Source organism: Klebsiella sp. CN_Kp091 (assembly GCF_040065095.1).
GTDB classification, from domain to species: Bacteria; Pseudomonadota; Gammaproteobacteria; order Enterobacterales; family Enterobacteriaceae; genus Klebsiella; species Klebsiella aerogenes.
The window spans coordinates 1-13916 of the sequence record NZ_JBEAIO010000048.1 but is presented as its reverse complement, the minus strand read 5'-3'; the positions used below and the strand labels follow the sequence as shown (position 1 = coordinate 13916).

General features: G+C 58.6%; 14 protein-coding genes. 12 read left to right on the top strand and 2 right to left on the bottom strand.

Annotated features, from left to right (window positions below; genetic code table 11):
• The first annotated feature begins 152 nt into the window (after positions 1 to 152).
• The 8 genes from fimA (at position 153) to ABLV17_RS20175 (ending at position 8233) form a co-directional block, all read left to right on the top strand.
• On the top strand, positions 153 to 701 hold the full coding sequence (gene fimA, locus ABLV17_RS20210) for a type 1 fimbrial major subunit FimA (protein ID WP_045373910.1): 549 nt from the start codon (positions 153 to 155) through the stop codon (positions 699 to 701).
• Positions 702 to 773: 72 nt separating this feature from the next.
• On the top strand, positions 774 to 1313 hold the full coding sequence (locus ABLV17_RS20205) for a fimbrial protein (RefSeq protein WP_123273292.1): 540 nt from the start codon (positions 774 to 776) through the stop codon (positions 1311 to 1313).
• Between the two features lie 73 nt (positions 1314 to 1386).
• Positions 1387 to 2073 carry a fimbria/pilus periplasmic chaperone gene (locus tag ABLV17_RS20200; RefSeq protein WP_183269119.1) on the top strand — a complete coding sequence of 229 codons (687 nt, stop codon included), beginning with the start codon at positions 1387 to 1389 and terminating at the stop codon, positions 2071 to 2073.
• Between the two features lie 81 nt (positions 2074 to 2154).
• Positions 2155 to 4788: a fimbrial biogenesis usher protein gene (locus ABLV17_RS20195; protein WP_271032159.1), complete on the top strand. Its 2634-nt coding sequence runs from the start codon at positions 2155 to 2157 to the stop codon at positions 4786 to 4788.
• 13 nt (positions 4789 to 4801) lie between these two features.
• A complete protein-coding gene (locus ABLV17_RS20190) occupies positions 4802 to 5329 on the top strand; it encodes a fimbrial protein (RefSeq protein ID WP_308957863.1) in 528 nt (175 codons plus the stop codon).
• A gap of 12 nt (positions 5330 to 5341) precedes the next feature.
• Positions 5342 to 5845, top strand: a complete 504-nt coding sequence (locus ABLV17_RS20185) for a fimbrial protein (protein WP_087859719.1) — start codon at positions 5342 to 5344, stop codon at positions 5843 to 5845.
• 17 nt (positions 5846 to 5862) lie between these two features.
• Complete coding sequence (locus tag ABLV17_RS20180; protein WP_087859720.1) at positions 5863 to 6768, top strand: fimbrial protein; 906 nt, start codon at positions 5863 to 5865, stop codon at positions 6766 to 6768.
• A complete protein-coding gene (locus ABLV17_RS20175) occupies positions 6755 to 8233 on the top strand; it encodes an EAL domain-containing protein (RefSeq protein WP_308957843.1) in 1479 nt (492 codons plus the stop codon). The genes ABLV17_RS20180 and ABLV17_RS20175 overlap by 14 nt, the downstream gene beginning before the upstream one ends.
• Before the next feature lie 36 nt (positions 8234 to 8269).
• On the opposite strand, the gene ABLV17_RS20170 is transcribed toward ABLV17_RS20175, so the two are convergent.
• Positions 8270 to 8542, bottom strand: a complete 273-nt coding sequence (locus tag ABLV17_RS20170) for a GNAT family N-acetyltransferase (RefSeq protein ID WP_015369862.1) — start codon at positions 8540 to 8542, stop codon at positions 8270 to 8272.
• Positions 8543 to 8553: 11 nt separating this feature from the next.
• Positions 8554 to 8784, bottom strand: coding sequence for a 4Fe-4S mono-cluster protein YjdI (gene yjdI, locus ABLV17_RS20165; protein ID WP_015369861.1), 231 nt, complete (start codon positions 8782 to 8784; stop codon positions 8554 to 8556).
• Between the two features lie 274 nt (positions 8785 to 9058).
• Here yjdI and ABLV17_RS20160 point away from each other — a divergent pair, with 274 nt between their 5' ends.
• From ABLV17_RS20160 to ABLV17_RS20145, 4 genes are read left to right on the top strand one after another with little or no spacing between them, the layout of a single operon-like run.
• A complete protein-coding gene (locus ABLV17_RS20160; protein WP_015369860.1) occupies positions 9059 to 9331 on the top strand; it encodes a YtcA family lipoprotein in 273 nt (90 codons plus the stop codon).
• A gap of 6 nt (positions 9332 to 9337) precedes the next feature.
• On the top strand, positions 9338 to 10366 hold the full coding sequence (gene mdtN / locus ABLV17_RS20155; RefSeq protein WP_308957842.1) for a multidrug transporter subunit MdtN: 1029 nt from the start codon (positions 9338 to 9340) through the stop codon (positions 10364 to 10366).
• A gap of 9 nt (positions 10367 to 10375) precedes the next feature.
• Entirely contained in the window at positions 10376 to 12307 is a 1932-nt protein-coding gene (locus ABLV17_RS20150) for an FUSC family protein (protein WP_308957841.1), read from the top strand.
• A complete protein-coding gene (locus ABLV17_RS20145) occupies positions 12304 to 13776 on the top strand; it encodes an MdtP family multidrug efflux transporter outer membrane subunit (protein ID WP_308957839.1) in 1473 nt (490 codons plus the stop codon). The genes ABLV17_RS20150 and ABLV17_RS20145 overlap by 4 nt, the downstream gene beginning before the upstream one ends.
• Positions 13777 to 13916 lie beyond the last annotated feature (140 nt).

Genomic DNA, 13916 nt, shown 5'->3' with positions numbered 1-13916 from the left:
CGAGTCAAAATGGCCCCAATTGACTCATCAGTAGGGGCGAAAACTGTGCAGAACCGGCAGTCGCACCATTCGGCTGATTTATGGAATGCCTGGAAGGCAAAACGGCTGCCAATTTTGGTTCGTATTATCGATTTTGTTTAAAGGAAAACAGCATGAAAATCAAAACACTGGCAATCGTTGTTCTGTCAGCTCTGTCCCTGAGCTCCGCGGCGGCCTTGGCCGATACCACCACGGTAAATGGCGGTACAGTGCATTTTAAAGGAGAAATCGTCAACGCAGCCTGTGCAGTCGATGCCGGTTCTATCGATCAGACCGTTCAGTTAGGCCAGGTTCGTTCGGCAAAACTGGCTACCGCGGGCAGCACCAGCTCCGCAGTCGGTTTCAACATTCAGTTAGATGACTGTGATACCACTGTCGCGACCAAAGCCTCTGTCGCTTTCTCCGGTACCGCGGTTGATAGCACCAACACCAGCGTTCTGGCACTGCAGAGCTCCGCTGCTGGCGGCGCGACCAACGTCGGCGTACAGATCCTCGACAAAACCGGCACTCCGCTGGGCCTGGATGGCGCAACCTTCAGCGCGGCCACCACGCTGAACGACGGCACCAACATCATTCCTTTCCAGGCGCGTTACTACGCCACTGGCGCGGCTACTGCCGGTACTGCTAACGCAGACGCCACCTTCAAAGTGCAATACGAGTAATTCAAACATCAGACAGGGAAGCATTCCGGGCCAGGATGGCCCGTTATCCACTACGGGATTGGGGTGATAACGATGCAAGGAGTGAAGACAGGTCTGCTGATGTTTCTGCTTTCGCCGCTGGCGCAAGCCGGCAACCACTGGAACGTCACAGTCGCCGGGGGAAACATGCGTTTTCAGGGCGTCATCATCGCCGAGTCCTGCCGCGTTGAAGCCGGCGACCAGCAGATGACCGTCAATATGGGGCAGATCAGCAGCAATCGCTTTCATTCAGCCGGGGAAGATGCCAACCCCGTGCCATTCGATATTCACCTTCAGGATTGCAGCACCGCAGTCAGCCAGCATGTCGGCGTGTCGTTTCGCGGCGTGGCCGATGGCAAAAATCCGGATGTGCTCTCGGTTGGCGAAGGACCGGGTATCGCCACCGGCGTAGGCATCGCGTTATTTGATAATGAAGATCAATTGATTCCGCTGAATAGCCCGCCGGGCGCCTGGCGGCGGCTGTATACCGGCCCCACCACGCTACATTTTGTAGCCAAATATCGGGCGACCGGCAATCAGGTCACCGGAGGAGCGGCAAACGCGCAAGTTTGGTTCTCTCTGACCTATCAGTAATTAACCAGCAGACATCCGGAAACAGGAAACAACGGTGAGTACAAAAGGGGTAAACGTGAAAAAGAGACTGGGGATGACGCGCGGACTACTGGCGGGATTATTGATGATGGCCGCAAGCGGTTACTCCGCCTGGGCTCAGGCCGGCGTTGCGCTCGGCGCCACGCGGGTTATCTATCCGGCCGGGCAAAAACAGGTACAGTTAGGGGTAACCAATAATGATGACAGCAGCACCTATCTGATTCAGTCCTGGGTGGAAAACGCTGACGGCGGCAAAGATGGCCGCTTCGTGATTACGCCGCCGCTGTTTGCCATGCAGGGCAAAAAAGAAAATACCCTGCGCATCATTGACGCCACCAATAAACAACTGCCGCAGGATCGCGAAAGCCTGTTCTGGATTAACGTGAAAGCCATCCCGTCGATGGATAAATCCAAGCTGAGCGAAAATACCCTGCAACTGGCGATTATCAGCCGCATCAAGCTCTACTATCGCCCGGCGAAGCTGGCGCTACCGCCGGATCAGGCGGCGGAAAAGCTGAGCTTTAGCCGCAGCGGTTCGTCGTTAACGTTGACTAACCCTACCCCTTATTACCTGACCGTCACCGAACTTAACGCCGGCACTCGGGTGCTGGAAAACGCGCTGGTGCCGCCAATGGGTAAAACCTCCGTCAAGCTGCCGCCGGATGCCGGTAGCAACATAACTTATCGCACGATTAATGATTACGGCGCGCTGACCCCAAAAATGACTGGCGTGCTGCGTTAACACAGGTTTGGCCCGCCGGGCGGGCCATGCCGCGCATAACAATAAGAACTGACAGCCGGGCGAATTGAGACCGGAGGGACTATGTCACATCTCAAATATGGACTGGACCGTTTTGGTTCCCGCAGCGCCAGGCTCCGCCCACGCGCTATTTTGGCCATGGCGAAATTCCCCGTGGCGCTCTGTTTTGTCCTGCAGGCGGGCCACGCGCAGGCTGAACTCTATTTTAACCCGCGTTTTTTGGCTGACGACCCTGCGGCGGTGGCCGATCTTTCCGGTTTCGAAAACGGGCAAGAGGTGCCGCCCGGCACCTACCGAGTCGATATTTATCTTAACGACGGCTTTATGACCACTCGCGATGTCACTTTTAACCGCGGCGAAAAAGGCCATGGGCTAAGCCCGTGTCTGACCCGCGGGCAGTTGGCCGGAATGGGGGTCAACACCGCGGCGGTGACCGGGATGAACGCCCTCGCCGCCGACGCCTGCGTGCCGCTGACCGAACTTATCACCGATGCCACGACGCGCTTCGACGTCGGCCAGCAGCGCCTGTATCTCACCGTACCGCAGGCCTTTATGGGCAACCGCGCGCGCGGCTATATTCCGCCAGAAATGTGGGATGACGGTATCAACGCCGGACTGCTGAACTACAACTTCACCGGCAACAACGTCCATAACGATACCGGCGGCAGCAGCAACTACGCCTATTTAAATCTACAAAGCGGCCTTAACCTTGGCGCCTGGCGACTGCGTGATAACACCACCTGGAGCTACAGCAGCGGCGGCAGCAGTTCCAGCAATGAGAACAAATGGCAGCATGTTAACACCTGGCTTGAGCGCGACATCACGCCGCTGCGCTCGCGTCTGACCCTCGGCGACAGCTACACCAACGGCGATGTTTTCGACGGCATTAACTTCCGCGGCGCCCAGCTGGCGAGCGATGACAACATGCTGCCGGATAGCCAGAAGGGCTTTGCGCCGGTGATCCACGGTATCGCCCGCGGCACCGCGCAGGTGTCGATCAAACAAAACGGCTATGAGATTTACCAGAGCACGGTCCCGCCGGGCCCGTTCACCATTAACGATCTCTATGCTGCGGGCAACGGCGGCGATCTGCAGGTGACGATTAAAGAAAACGACGGCACCAGCCAGGTCTTTAGCGTGCCGTGGTCAACGGTGCCGGTACTGCAGCGCGAAGGGCATACCCGGTACGCGCTGACCGCCGGCGAATATCGCAGCGGCAACGATCAGCAGGAAGAGCCGAAGTTCTTTCAGAGCACCCTGTTACACGGCCTGCCTGCGGGCTGGACTTTGTATGGCGGTACGCAACTTGCCGACCGCTACCGCGCCTTTAATCTCGGCGTGGGGAAAAACATGGGCGATTTCGGCGCCGTCTCGCTGGATGTCACCCAGGCCAACGCCACCCTACCCGACGACAGCGATCATCAGGGGCAGTCGATTCGCTTCCTCTATAACAAGTCGCTGAGCGATGTCGGCACCAATATCCAACTGGTGGGCTATCGCTACTCCACTAAAGGTTATTACAGCTTTGCCGATACTACCTACCGCCGGATGAGCGGTTACGACGTACAGACCCAGGATGGCGTGATCCAGGTGAAGCCGAAATTCACCGATTACTACAACCTCGCCTATAACAAGCGCGGCAAAGTGCAACTGAGCGTGACCCAACAGTTGGGGCGTACCGCCACGCTCTATCTGAGCGGCAGTCATCAGACCTACTGGTCGACCGGCAAGGCGGACCAGCAGCTGCAGGCCGGACTCAACGCGGCGGTGGACGACATCAACTGGACGCTGAGCTACAGCCTGACTAAAAACGCCTGGCAGCAGGGCCGCGACCAGATGCTGGCGGTCAACGTCAATATTCCGTTCAGCCACTGGCTGCGCTCCGACAGCAAATCGGTATGGCGGCACGCCAGCGCCAGCTACAGCATGTCGCACGATCTTAATGGCCGGATGACCAATCTGGCGGGACTTTACGGCACCCTGCTGGAAGACAATAACCTGAGCTATAGCGTGCAGACCGGCTATGCCAGCGGCGGCGAAGGCGATAGCAGCGGCACCGGCTACGCGGCGCTGAACTATCGCGGCGGCTACGGCAACGCCAACGTCGGTTACAGCCGCAGCGACGGTTTCAAACAGCTGTACTACGGCGTCAGCGGCGGGGTGTTGGCCCACGCTAACGGCGTGACCCTGAGCCAGCCGCTGAATGACACCGTGGTGCTGGTGAAAGCGCCGGGCGCCGGTGATGTAAAAGTGGAAAACCAGACCGGGGTACGTACCGACTGGCGCGGCTATGCGGTACTGCCTTACGCCACCGAATATCGCGAAAACCGGGTGGCGCTGGATACCAATACCCTTGCCGATAACGTCGATCTCGATGACGCGGTGGTGAGCGTCGTCCCTACCCACGGCGCTATCGTGCGGGCGGACTTCAAAGCCCACGTCGGGGTCAAGTTACTGATGACGTTGAACCATAACGGCAAACCGGTGCCGTTTGGCGCGATGGTCACCTCAGGCAGCAACCAGAGCGGCAGTATCGTGGCCGATAATGGCCAGGTCTACCTGAGCGGGATGCCGCTCGCCGGCAGCGTGCAGGTGAAATGGGGCGAAGGCGCGGACGCCAGCTGCGTGGCCAGCTACCGCCTGCCGGAAGAGAGTCAGCGGCAGGCGCTGAGCCAGCTATCGGCAGAGTGCCGTTAAGGAACGCATGATGATGAAAAAACCACTTAACCTGTTCGGCGCCATCCTGACGCTGGTCTGCGCCAACGCCTTTGCGGCGGACAGCACCATCACCATCAGCGGCTACGTGCGCGACAACGCCTGCGCGGTGGCCACCGAATCGAAAGAGTTTACCGTCGATCTGATGGATAACGCCGCGAAGCAGTTTAACGCCGTCGGCGCAACCACGCCGCTGGTGCCGTTTCGTATCGTGCTGTCGCCCTGCGGCAACTCGGTGACGGCGGTCAAAGTCGGCTTTAACGGCACTCCGGATAGCGACAATAACGATCTGTTAAAAATCGACGGCGGCGCCTCCGCGGCGGCGGGGATGGCGGTGCAGATCCTCAACGGCCAGCAGACGATGCTGCCGGTCAACGCGCCCTCTTCGTCGATCGCCTGGACCACCTTAACGCCGGGGCAGACCAACACCCTCGGTTTTTACGCCCGGCTGATGGCAACCCGCGTACCGGTGACCGCCGGTCACGTCTATGCCACCGCCACCTTTACCCTTGAATTCCAGTAACCGGAGGCTGAGATGAAAGCACACTACGCAGGATGGCTTCTGGCAGGCGCGCTGGCGTTAAACATTATCCCGCTGCAGGCCGCCGACATCACCATCACGGTGAACGGCAAAGTGGTAGCCAAGCCGTGTACGGTCTCCACGACCAATGCCAACGTTGACCTCGGCGATCTTTATACCTTCAGCCTGGTGTCGGCGGGTTCCGCTTCGGCCTGGCACAGCACCGCGCTTGATTTAAGCAACTGCCCGGTCGGCACATCGCGCGTCGTCGCCACCTTTAGCGGCACCGCGGACAGCACCGGCTATTACAAGAATCAGGGTACCGCAGGAAATATCCAGCTCGAACTACAGGACGACAGCGGCACCACGCTCAATAACGGGGCGCAAAAGTCGGTTCAGGTCGACGATAGCTCGCAGTCGGCGCGTTTTCCGCTGCAGGTTCGGGCCCTGTCGGTTAACGGCGGCGCCACCCAGGGAACCATTCAGGCGGTGATAAGCGTCACCTATACCTACGCCTGAGTCAGGAGAGTTTGTTTATGAAAAAAGTCATCGCTCTGTTAACCACCCTGCTGCTGATGGGCTGGTCGATTAACGCCTGGTCCTTCGCCTGTAAGACCGCCACCGGCGCAACTATCCCCATCGGCGGCGGCTCGGCCAACGTGTACGTCAACCTGACCCCGGCCGTCAACGTAGGGCAAAACCTGGTGGTCGACCTGTCGACGCAAATTTTCTGCCATAACGACTACCCGCAAACCATTACCGACTATGTGACGCTACAGCGCGGATCCGCCTACGGCGGCGTACTATCGAGCTTTTCCGGTACCGTAAAATATAACGGTACCTCTTATCCGTTTCCGACCACCACGGAAACCTCGCGGGTGATCTACGATTCGACCACCGATAAACCCTGGCCGACCGTACTCTATCTGACTCCGGTCAGTACCGCGGGCGGGGTGGCGATTACCGCCGGATCGCTGATTGCCGTGCTGATTCTGCATCAAACCAACAACTACAACAGCGACTCCTTCCAGTTCGTGTGGAATATATACGCCAATAACGACGTTGTCGTGCCGACCGGCGGTTGCGATGTCTCCGCACGCGATGTGACCGTGACCCTACCCGACTATCCGGGTTCGATGGCGGTGCCGGTCACCGTCCACTGCGCGCAAAACCAGAATCTTGGCTATTACCTTTCCGGCACCACCGCCGATAGCGCCAACTCCATTTTCACCAATACCGCTTCCGCTTCGCCGGCGCAGGGTATTGGCGTCCAGATGACGCGCAACGGTACCGTCGTTCCGGCCAACAGCAATGTCTCACTGGGTACAGTTGGCACTTCGCCGGTGAATCTCGGGCTGACCGCCACCTACGCGCGCACCAGCGGCCAGGTAACGGCGGGTAATGTACAGTCGATTATTGGGGTGACGTTTGTCTACCAGTAAAGTCGATACCCCGCAGGCGACGACGGATTACATCCTGTCGCCCTGCGCCATGGCGGCGGCGGGATTAGCTGATATGGTCGACGACGGTTGCCGCCAGCCGGTATGGCTACAGCCGCGAGTGCAGAGCATGCTGTCGATATCTGCGCCAGCCGACGTCCGGCAAATCGTGGTTTTTCTGCCCGACGATCCCTGGTGGCTACTGTTCGTCCTGCGCGAAGCCGCCTGGTTACTCAACCAGGCCAAACGACCTTTGCCTATGGTGATCTTAAGCCGCAGCCCGGCGCCGTGGCTGTGGCAAACCTTACTGCACCAGGTCAACGACCGCCGCCTGCTGGCCGCCGTACAGGCGGTCTCCTCCGATCTCCCCTGCCGCCGTCTGGCGGCATTGCTGAAAGGCGGCCTGGTCGGCTACCCCGCCCTGCAACAGCTTTCTACCATCGAGGCACTGGCGCGCGGCAAGCCGCCGTCGGGCTTAAGCAAAATCGAACTTAACGCCACCCTCGCCCTGCTGTATGGCCACAGCATCACCAGCCAGGCGCAGATCCGCGGCGTCAGTCAGAAAACGCTCTACAACCAAAGAACCTCAGGATTAAACAAGATGGTGGAGTATCATCCGCATCTGGCGAGCCGATTTCCGGGCAGCCGAAGCAAACGCGTAACAGGTCAGGGCATGACCGCGCTGACCCCCTTCGAACGTGAGTTTATTCATGCCATTCATGGACGGCAGATCTTTCCGGTCTTTCAGCCGATTGTCGACGAGCGCTTACGCCTGCAGGGCATCGAGATATTATCGCGCTGGCGCAAAGATGGCGTGGTACTGCCGCCGGGCGAGTTTCTACCGAATATCCACTCCGAATACGCCTGGCTATTACTGACCGCCTTTGTCCTGCAGGAAGCGGTGCAGAATATCAATCGCTATCAGGGCGAGTTCTATTTTTCGGTCAATATCCCTCCCTGTATCGCCTATCACGATAATCTTGCCCGTATGATGGAAACCGCCTGGCAACAACTGCAGAACCCACTGTGGGCCGACCGACTGGTGCTGGAATTTGCTGAAACCGTCGATTTACAGCAGCAAGGAAAAGCGGTAGCGAATATGAGCAATATTCAGCAGCAGGGCTTTCGCATCTTTCTCGACGACTGCTTCTCGCACAGCAGCGTGATGTTCCCGGTACGCACGGCGCGTTTTAGCGGCTACAAGCTGGATATGAGCATCGTCAATGATTTTCAGCGCGACCCGCACGCCCTGGTGCTGATTAAAAGCCTGGTCTACTACTGCCAGCTGACGCAGAGCCGCTGTATTGCCGAGGGAGTGGATAGTCTGGAGAAATTTAATCAGCTAAAAGCGCTGGGGGTCGATCGTTTCCAGGGGTATCTGTTCTCACCACCGGTCACTCGCGAGCATCTGGGAGAGATCATTCAGCGCTTTTTACCGGATCATGCCACCTGCCGGTTGGCCGGGTGATCGCAGCACGGCGCCAGCCACAGCTGGCGCCGTATTTCAGGCGCGAATGTCGTCGTACTCGCGGGTGTTATCGAATTCGTGTTTGGCAAACGGGCACAGCGGAATGATTTTGCGCTGTTCCTGACGCATTTTCTCGACCACTTTCGCGACCAGCTGTTTACCGACGCCCTGGCCTTTCAGGCTGGGATCGACATCGGTATGCTCAATAATGCTCAGATGTTCACCGGTTGGAACAAAGACAATTTCCGCCACCTGGTTTCCCTCGGCGTCATTAACGTAGAACTTGTTATGGCCTTCCAGAATTTCCATCATTTCCTCGCTTATTTGTGGCGATACTTCAATGCGCCGCTGGGACAGGTATCGATCACTTTGACCACCGTGGCCACATCCACCTGATCGGGGATGATCCACGGTTTACGTTTCAGATTGAACAGCTTCGCGCTGCCGCGCACGCAGTTACCCGAGTGCTGACAGATATCGGTATTGAAATAGACATCTATCTTCTCGCCGGTATAGGCCCGGTAGCCCGCTTCCAGTAGTTCCTTATCCATGACATTGCCTCGGTATTTTTATTGTACTTACCTAAGAATAGCTCGCGGCATAGCCGCTGACTATGGATAAATGAGAAACGCCCTATTTCAATTATTTCGCTAATGATAAAGCGACTTTTTAATACCTACGCGAAATTAAACTATTATCAGAGGATAACCATAACTCGGCTAAGCAAACCATCAGCGCTATAATTTAGGCGGTGTATGAGGGTTTATTTGATCAACAACGAATAAACTCAATTGTTCAATGGCATGAACATTCAGGTATCTTCCTTTGAAGCAAATTGTAAAACGGGCGCGCCCGGCATTGTTATTACTTCTTTTGGCGGTCTCCGGTTGCTCTTTATCCCCCGCCATACCGGTATTAGGCGCAGCATTCCCCGGCTGGTTCTTCTGCTTTTTAGGCGGCGCATTACTGCTGATCCCTTGCCATATCTTGATTGCCCGTAAAGGCTGGCAGGCGCGCTTTTCCCCGCTGGTATTAAGTTACCTGGCGTTAATGTTTCTATTTGCCACTATTCTGTGGTTTCTTCTTTTCGCACATTAAATACCTATGACTCAATCCAGCCCAAGCGTTTTACGGAAAAAATGGCCCTTGTTGGCTCTCGTCCTCGCCGCCATTGTGGCGCTGATCGTGGTTATCTGGCAGTTACAGACTTCGCCGGAAACCAACGACGCCTACGTCTACGCCGACACCATCGACGTGGTGCCGGAAGTCAGCGGGCGAATCGTTGAAATGCCGATCCGCGATAACCAGCGGGTGAAGAAAGGCGATCTGCTGTTCCGCATCGATCCGCGCCCCTATCAGGCGATGCTGGACGATGCTAAATCACGGCTGGCGGCGCTTGATGCGCAGATTATGCTGACCCAACGCACCATCAAAGCCCAGCAGTATAACGCCCAATCAGTGAGCGCCGCGGTAGAGCGGGCAAAGGCGCTGGTGAAACAGACCACCTCGACCCGTATCCGCCTGGAACCGCTGGTGCCGCAGGGATTCGCCGCGCAGGAAGATCTCGATCAGGCGCGCACCGCGGAAAAAGCCGCCCGCGCCGAACTGGAAGCCACGCTGCTGCAGGCCAAACAGGCTGATGCCGCGGTCACCGGCGTCGATGCGATGGTCGCGCAGCGCGCCGGGATCGTCGCGCAAATCGCCCTTGCGGAACTGCACCTGGAGTTCACCGAAGTTCGCGCGCCGTTTAACGGCGTAGTCATCGCCCTGAAAACCACCGTCGGACAATATGCTTCCGCCCTGAAACCGGTCTTTACGCTGCTGGATAACGACCACTGGTATGTAATTGCGAACTTCCGCGAAACCGACCTGCAAAACGTTCAGCCTGGCGTGCCGGCAACCGTGACGGTGATGACCAACCACAGTCGCGCCTTTGACGGCGTCGTCGATTCCGTTGGCTCAGGCGTACTGCCGGAAGGCGGTAGCGTCATTGGCGGGCTGCCGGTGATTCAGAAGAGCATCAACTGGGTACATGTGTCGCAGCGCTTCCCGGTCAAAATTGCGGTGAAAGATCCCGACCCGGAACTGTTCCGCATGGGCGCTTCCGCCAGCGCCGTGCTGCAGGCGAAATAAGGGTGCGGCATGCATAACTTCTGGTTGTTTCTGCAACGGGAACTCGCCGACGCGCCGGGGCGGGCCAACTATACCCTGCGCCTGACGCTGAGCTGCGCGGTGCTGATCACCCTGTTTATGACCCTGCAGATCCCGTTTCTCGCCGTAGCGCTGATCGTGGTGTTTTACGTCAGCCAGCCGAACATCCTGATGATTAAGCTGGGCAGCGTCCTGTTTTTTGTCACCATCAGCGTGGCGCTGGGGCTGGTGCTGCTGATCATCAAGTGGACCTATGATTTCCCGCTGATTCGCCTGGTCGCTTCGGTATGCCTGTTCTTTGGCGCGATGTATCTGATGCGCGTGCTGGGCAAACTCGGGCTGGCATTTTTCGTGGTGGCGCTGGCGGTGATTTATGCCCAGACCTTCCCGTCAATGACCAGCCAAAGTGAAGTTCTGGTGCGCCTGCTGCTGTGGCTTTGGGTGGCGATCAATACCGCAACGCTGGTCACGCTCCTGGTTAACGCCTGCTTTCGCCAGGCCTTCCCCGGCTACCAATTCCGCGCCCAACTGGTGGTGATGCAGCGGCAGGTCGCCGACGTGCTGACGCAGAACGCCGCGCCGCCGACCTTCAAAGAGATCGCCGGGCGTTTTAATCAGTTGCAAGGATTGTTTAAGCAGGCCCGTTTTGCGGCGCCGGAAATTGCCGCCGATCCGTCGCGCTGGCAGGCGCTGATGGCGACCACCCTGCGCTGCTATCACCTCGCGGCGCTGCTGCAACCGGGCGACGATCACGCCGCGGCGCGCCAGCAGATTGCCGCCGCGCTACAGGCGCTGGCGCCGTCAATGAACGAGGGTACGCCGTTTTCATTCTCCGCGCCGGCCATTGATGATCGCGGCGCCAATACGCGGATTTTACAAGAGATGGCTGATGTGCTGGCGAAACTGGCGCGCGGTGAAGCCATCGACCTGCCGCAGGGTGAAGCCGAGAAGTCGCCGCTGCTGCTGCCGGATGCCTGGCGCAATCCCGCTTATCTGCATTTCGCCCTGAAAACCCTGCTGGCGACGCTGCTGTGCTACGTCTTCTATACCGCCGCGGACTGGCAAGGGATCCACACCATCATGCTGAGCTGCGTGATTGTCGCCCAGCCGGGGCTGGGGGCGACGATGCAAAAAACCTGGCTGCGTATCGGCGGCGCGCTGCTCGCCACGCTGCTGGCGCTATTGTTGATCGTCTTCGTACAACCGTGGACCGAGTCCATCGTCGGCCTGCTGGCGATGGTTCTGCCGGTAATGGCGCTCTCGGCGTGGATTGCCGCCGGCTCAGAGCGTATTGCCTACGCCGGGATCCAAATCGGCTTTACCTTCTCGCTGGCCTTCCTCAGCTGGTTTGGTCCACTGACCAACCTGACGGAACTGCGCGACCGCGTCATCGGTATTTTGCTCGGCGTACTGGTCTCGTCGATCGTCCATCTTTATCTGTGGCCGGATAGCGAAGCGCCGCAGCTGAAATCGCGGCTGGCGCAACTCTATCGCCAGATAGCCGACTTCCTGCGCACAAAAGATGATAAGCCGCAGATGGTGCCGCTGTTCCAGGCGCTGACCACCAGCGAAACGCTGCTGCATCGGGTCGCCGCCGAGCCGCTGGGCACTTTTGCGCATCCGTGGCCGCAGGCGAAATCCTGGCCGAGCAAAGCCACCTGGCAGCAGGCGCAGGAGATAGTCCGCCTGAGCGAGGGCTACCGGCTGTACGCCGCGCCGGGAGATCCCTTCTTAAGCCGCTGTGCCGAACAGTTACAGGCGTATGCCGATGATATTGAGCGTCAGCAGCCGACGGCACTTGTTGCGCCGCCGGCTGCCGATCCGGCGAATCCATTCGGCGCACCGCTGACCGCTTTACTGATCACCCTGCCGGACTGGTCAGACAAACCTTCTGAATTTACGCGACAGGCAGAACCGTCATGATAAAAATGGACGCCGTAGCACGTTTGCTGCGCTACTCACCGCTGGCTCTCGCCATGACTCTGTTGACAGGATGCGCGCTGATTCAGGACGATCCTGGCGAAGTGCCCATTGTTAATCCGCAACAGGCGCAGCTGGCGCAGGTGATCCACCTGGCGAATAGCGGCTGGCCGGCGGCTCGCTGGTGGGAGGGATATCACGATCCCCAGCTCAACATGCTGGTAAACCGCGCGCTGCAAAATTCGCCGACCATGCAGGCGGCGCGGCTACGCATTTCACAGTCGCAATCCACCGTCGAGCTGGCGCAGTCGGCAATGGGCGTGCAGGCGACCGCCGTGGCGGCGCAGAATCGGATGCGTATAACCGATAAATCCTTTAGCTGGCCCTACTCCTATTCTCTGCCGGTTGATAAAAACGGCCCGTGGTACACGCTCAATACCGTGGGGGTCGGCGCGACGCTGAATATCGATTTATGGGGCGCCGACCGGGCCCGCGTCGCGGCGGCTATTGGCGAAAAGAACGCTCGCCAGGCGGAAACCGCCGGTATCGAACTGGACCTTGCCAGCAGCGTGGCGCAGCTGTACTTCGCCATGCAGGCCACCTTCCAGAAGATCGTTCTGCTCCAGCAGCTAGAAGAAATTGCGCGGCTATCGGTACAGGCGCATGAACACCGCACCCAGCGCGGCGTGGAGGATAGCGTCGATATCGCCAATGCGCAGGCGGAACTGCTGGGCGCGCAGCAGCAGGTGATTACCGCCCGCGGCACGCTGACCCAGTACCGCGAAACGTTGCGGGCGCTAATTGGCGCCGACGCGCAGAGTATGCCGGAGATCCACCCGGTCGCTCTGCCGGCGTTGCAGGAAACGCTGCCGGATTCACTCTCCTTCGAATTGCTGGCGCGTCGCCCGGATCTGCAGGCCCTGCGCGGTTATGTGACCGCTTCTATGAGCCAGGTCGATGCGGCGAAAGCGGCCTTTTATCCGCATTTTGATATTAAAGCCTTCTGGGGATATAACGCGCTGAGCGTCGGCGATCTGTTTAAGTCGTCCTTCCAGCAGATTAACCTGCTGCCGGGGCTGTATTTGCCGATATTCGATGGCGGCCGCCTGAACGCCAATCTGAAGTCGGTACGTACGGCGAGCAATATCCTGATTAAGCAGTACAACCAGGCGGTGCTGGATGCGGTACGGGATGTGGCGATAAGCTCCAGTCAGCTTAACGATCTCAACCAGCAGGTGGCGCTGCAGGAGCTGAAGGTGACGGCGGCGATGGCCACCACCCGCAGCGCCAACGCCCATCACCAGCGCGGCCTGTTAAGCCGCTATGCCGCACAAGAAGCGCGACGACCGGCCATCGCCCAGCAGCTGTTATTGCTGGATATCCAGGCCCAGCGCCTTAGCACCGATATCACGTTGATTAAAGCCCTCGGCGGCGATTACCGCGGCCCGGCGGTGGGTTCTGCAAAACCGTAGCCCTGCTAAGCGTAGCGCGAGCAGGGAAATCCCCGGATAGCGGCTCACGCCTTATCCGGGCTACCGTTCTGATGAAGCCCCGGTGGTGGGTTGCGCAGAACCGTAGCCCTGCTAAGCGCAGCGCGAGCAGGGAAATCCCC

Coding starts and splice junctions, on each gene's coding strand:
- fimA (WP_045373910.1), top strand. CDS start 153: ATGAAAATCAAAACACTGGCAATCGTTGTTCTGTCAGCTCTGTCCCTG.
- ABLV17_RS20205 (WP_123273292.1), top strand. CDS start 774: ATGCAAGGAGTGAAGACAGGTCTGCTGATGTTTCTGCTTTCGCCGCTG.
- ABLV17_RS20200 (WP_183269119.1), top strand. CDS start 1,387: ATGACGCGCGGACTACTGGCGGGATTATTGATGATGGCCGCAAGCGGT.
- ABLV17_RS20195 (WP_271032159.1), top strand. CDS start 2,155: ATGTCACATCTCAAATATGGACTGGACCGTTTTGGTTCCCGCAGCGCC.
- ABLV17_RS20190 (WP_308957863.1), top strand. CDS start 4,802: ATGAAAAAACCACTTAACCTGTTCGGCGCCATCCTGACGCTGGTCTGC.
- ABLV17_RS20185 (WP_087859719.1), top strand. CDS start 5,342: ATGAAAGCACACTACGCAGGATGGCTTCTGGCAGGCGCGCTGGCGTTA.
- ABLV17_RS20180 (WP_087859720.1), top strand. CDS start 5,863: ATGAAAAAAGTCATCGCTCTGTTAACCACCCTGCTGCTGATGGGCTGG.
- ABLV17_RS20170 (WP_015369862.1), bottom strand. CDS start 8,542: ATGGAAATTCTGGAAGGCCATAACAAGTTCTACGTTAATGACGCCGAG.
- yjdI (WP_015369861.1), bottom strand. CDS start 8,784: ATGGATAAGGAACTACTGGAAGCGGGCTACCGGGCCTATACCGGCGAG.
- mdtN (WP_308957842.1), top strand. CDS start 9,338: ATGACTCAATCCAGCCCAAGCGTTTTACGGAAAAAATGGCCCTTGTTG.
- ABLV17_RS20150 (WP_308957841.1), top strand. CDS start 10,376: ATGCATAACTTCTGGTTGTTTCTGCAACGGGAACTCGCCGACGCGCCG.
- ABLV17_RS20145 (WP_308957839.1), top strand. CDS start 12,304: ATGATAAAAATGGACGCCGTAGCACGTTTGCTGCGCTACTCACCGCTG.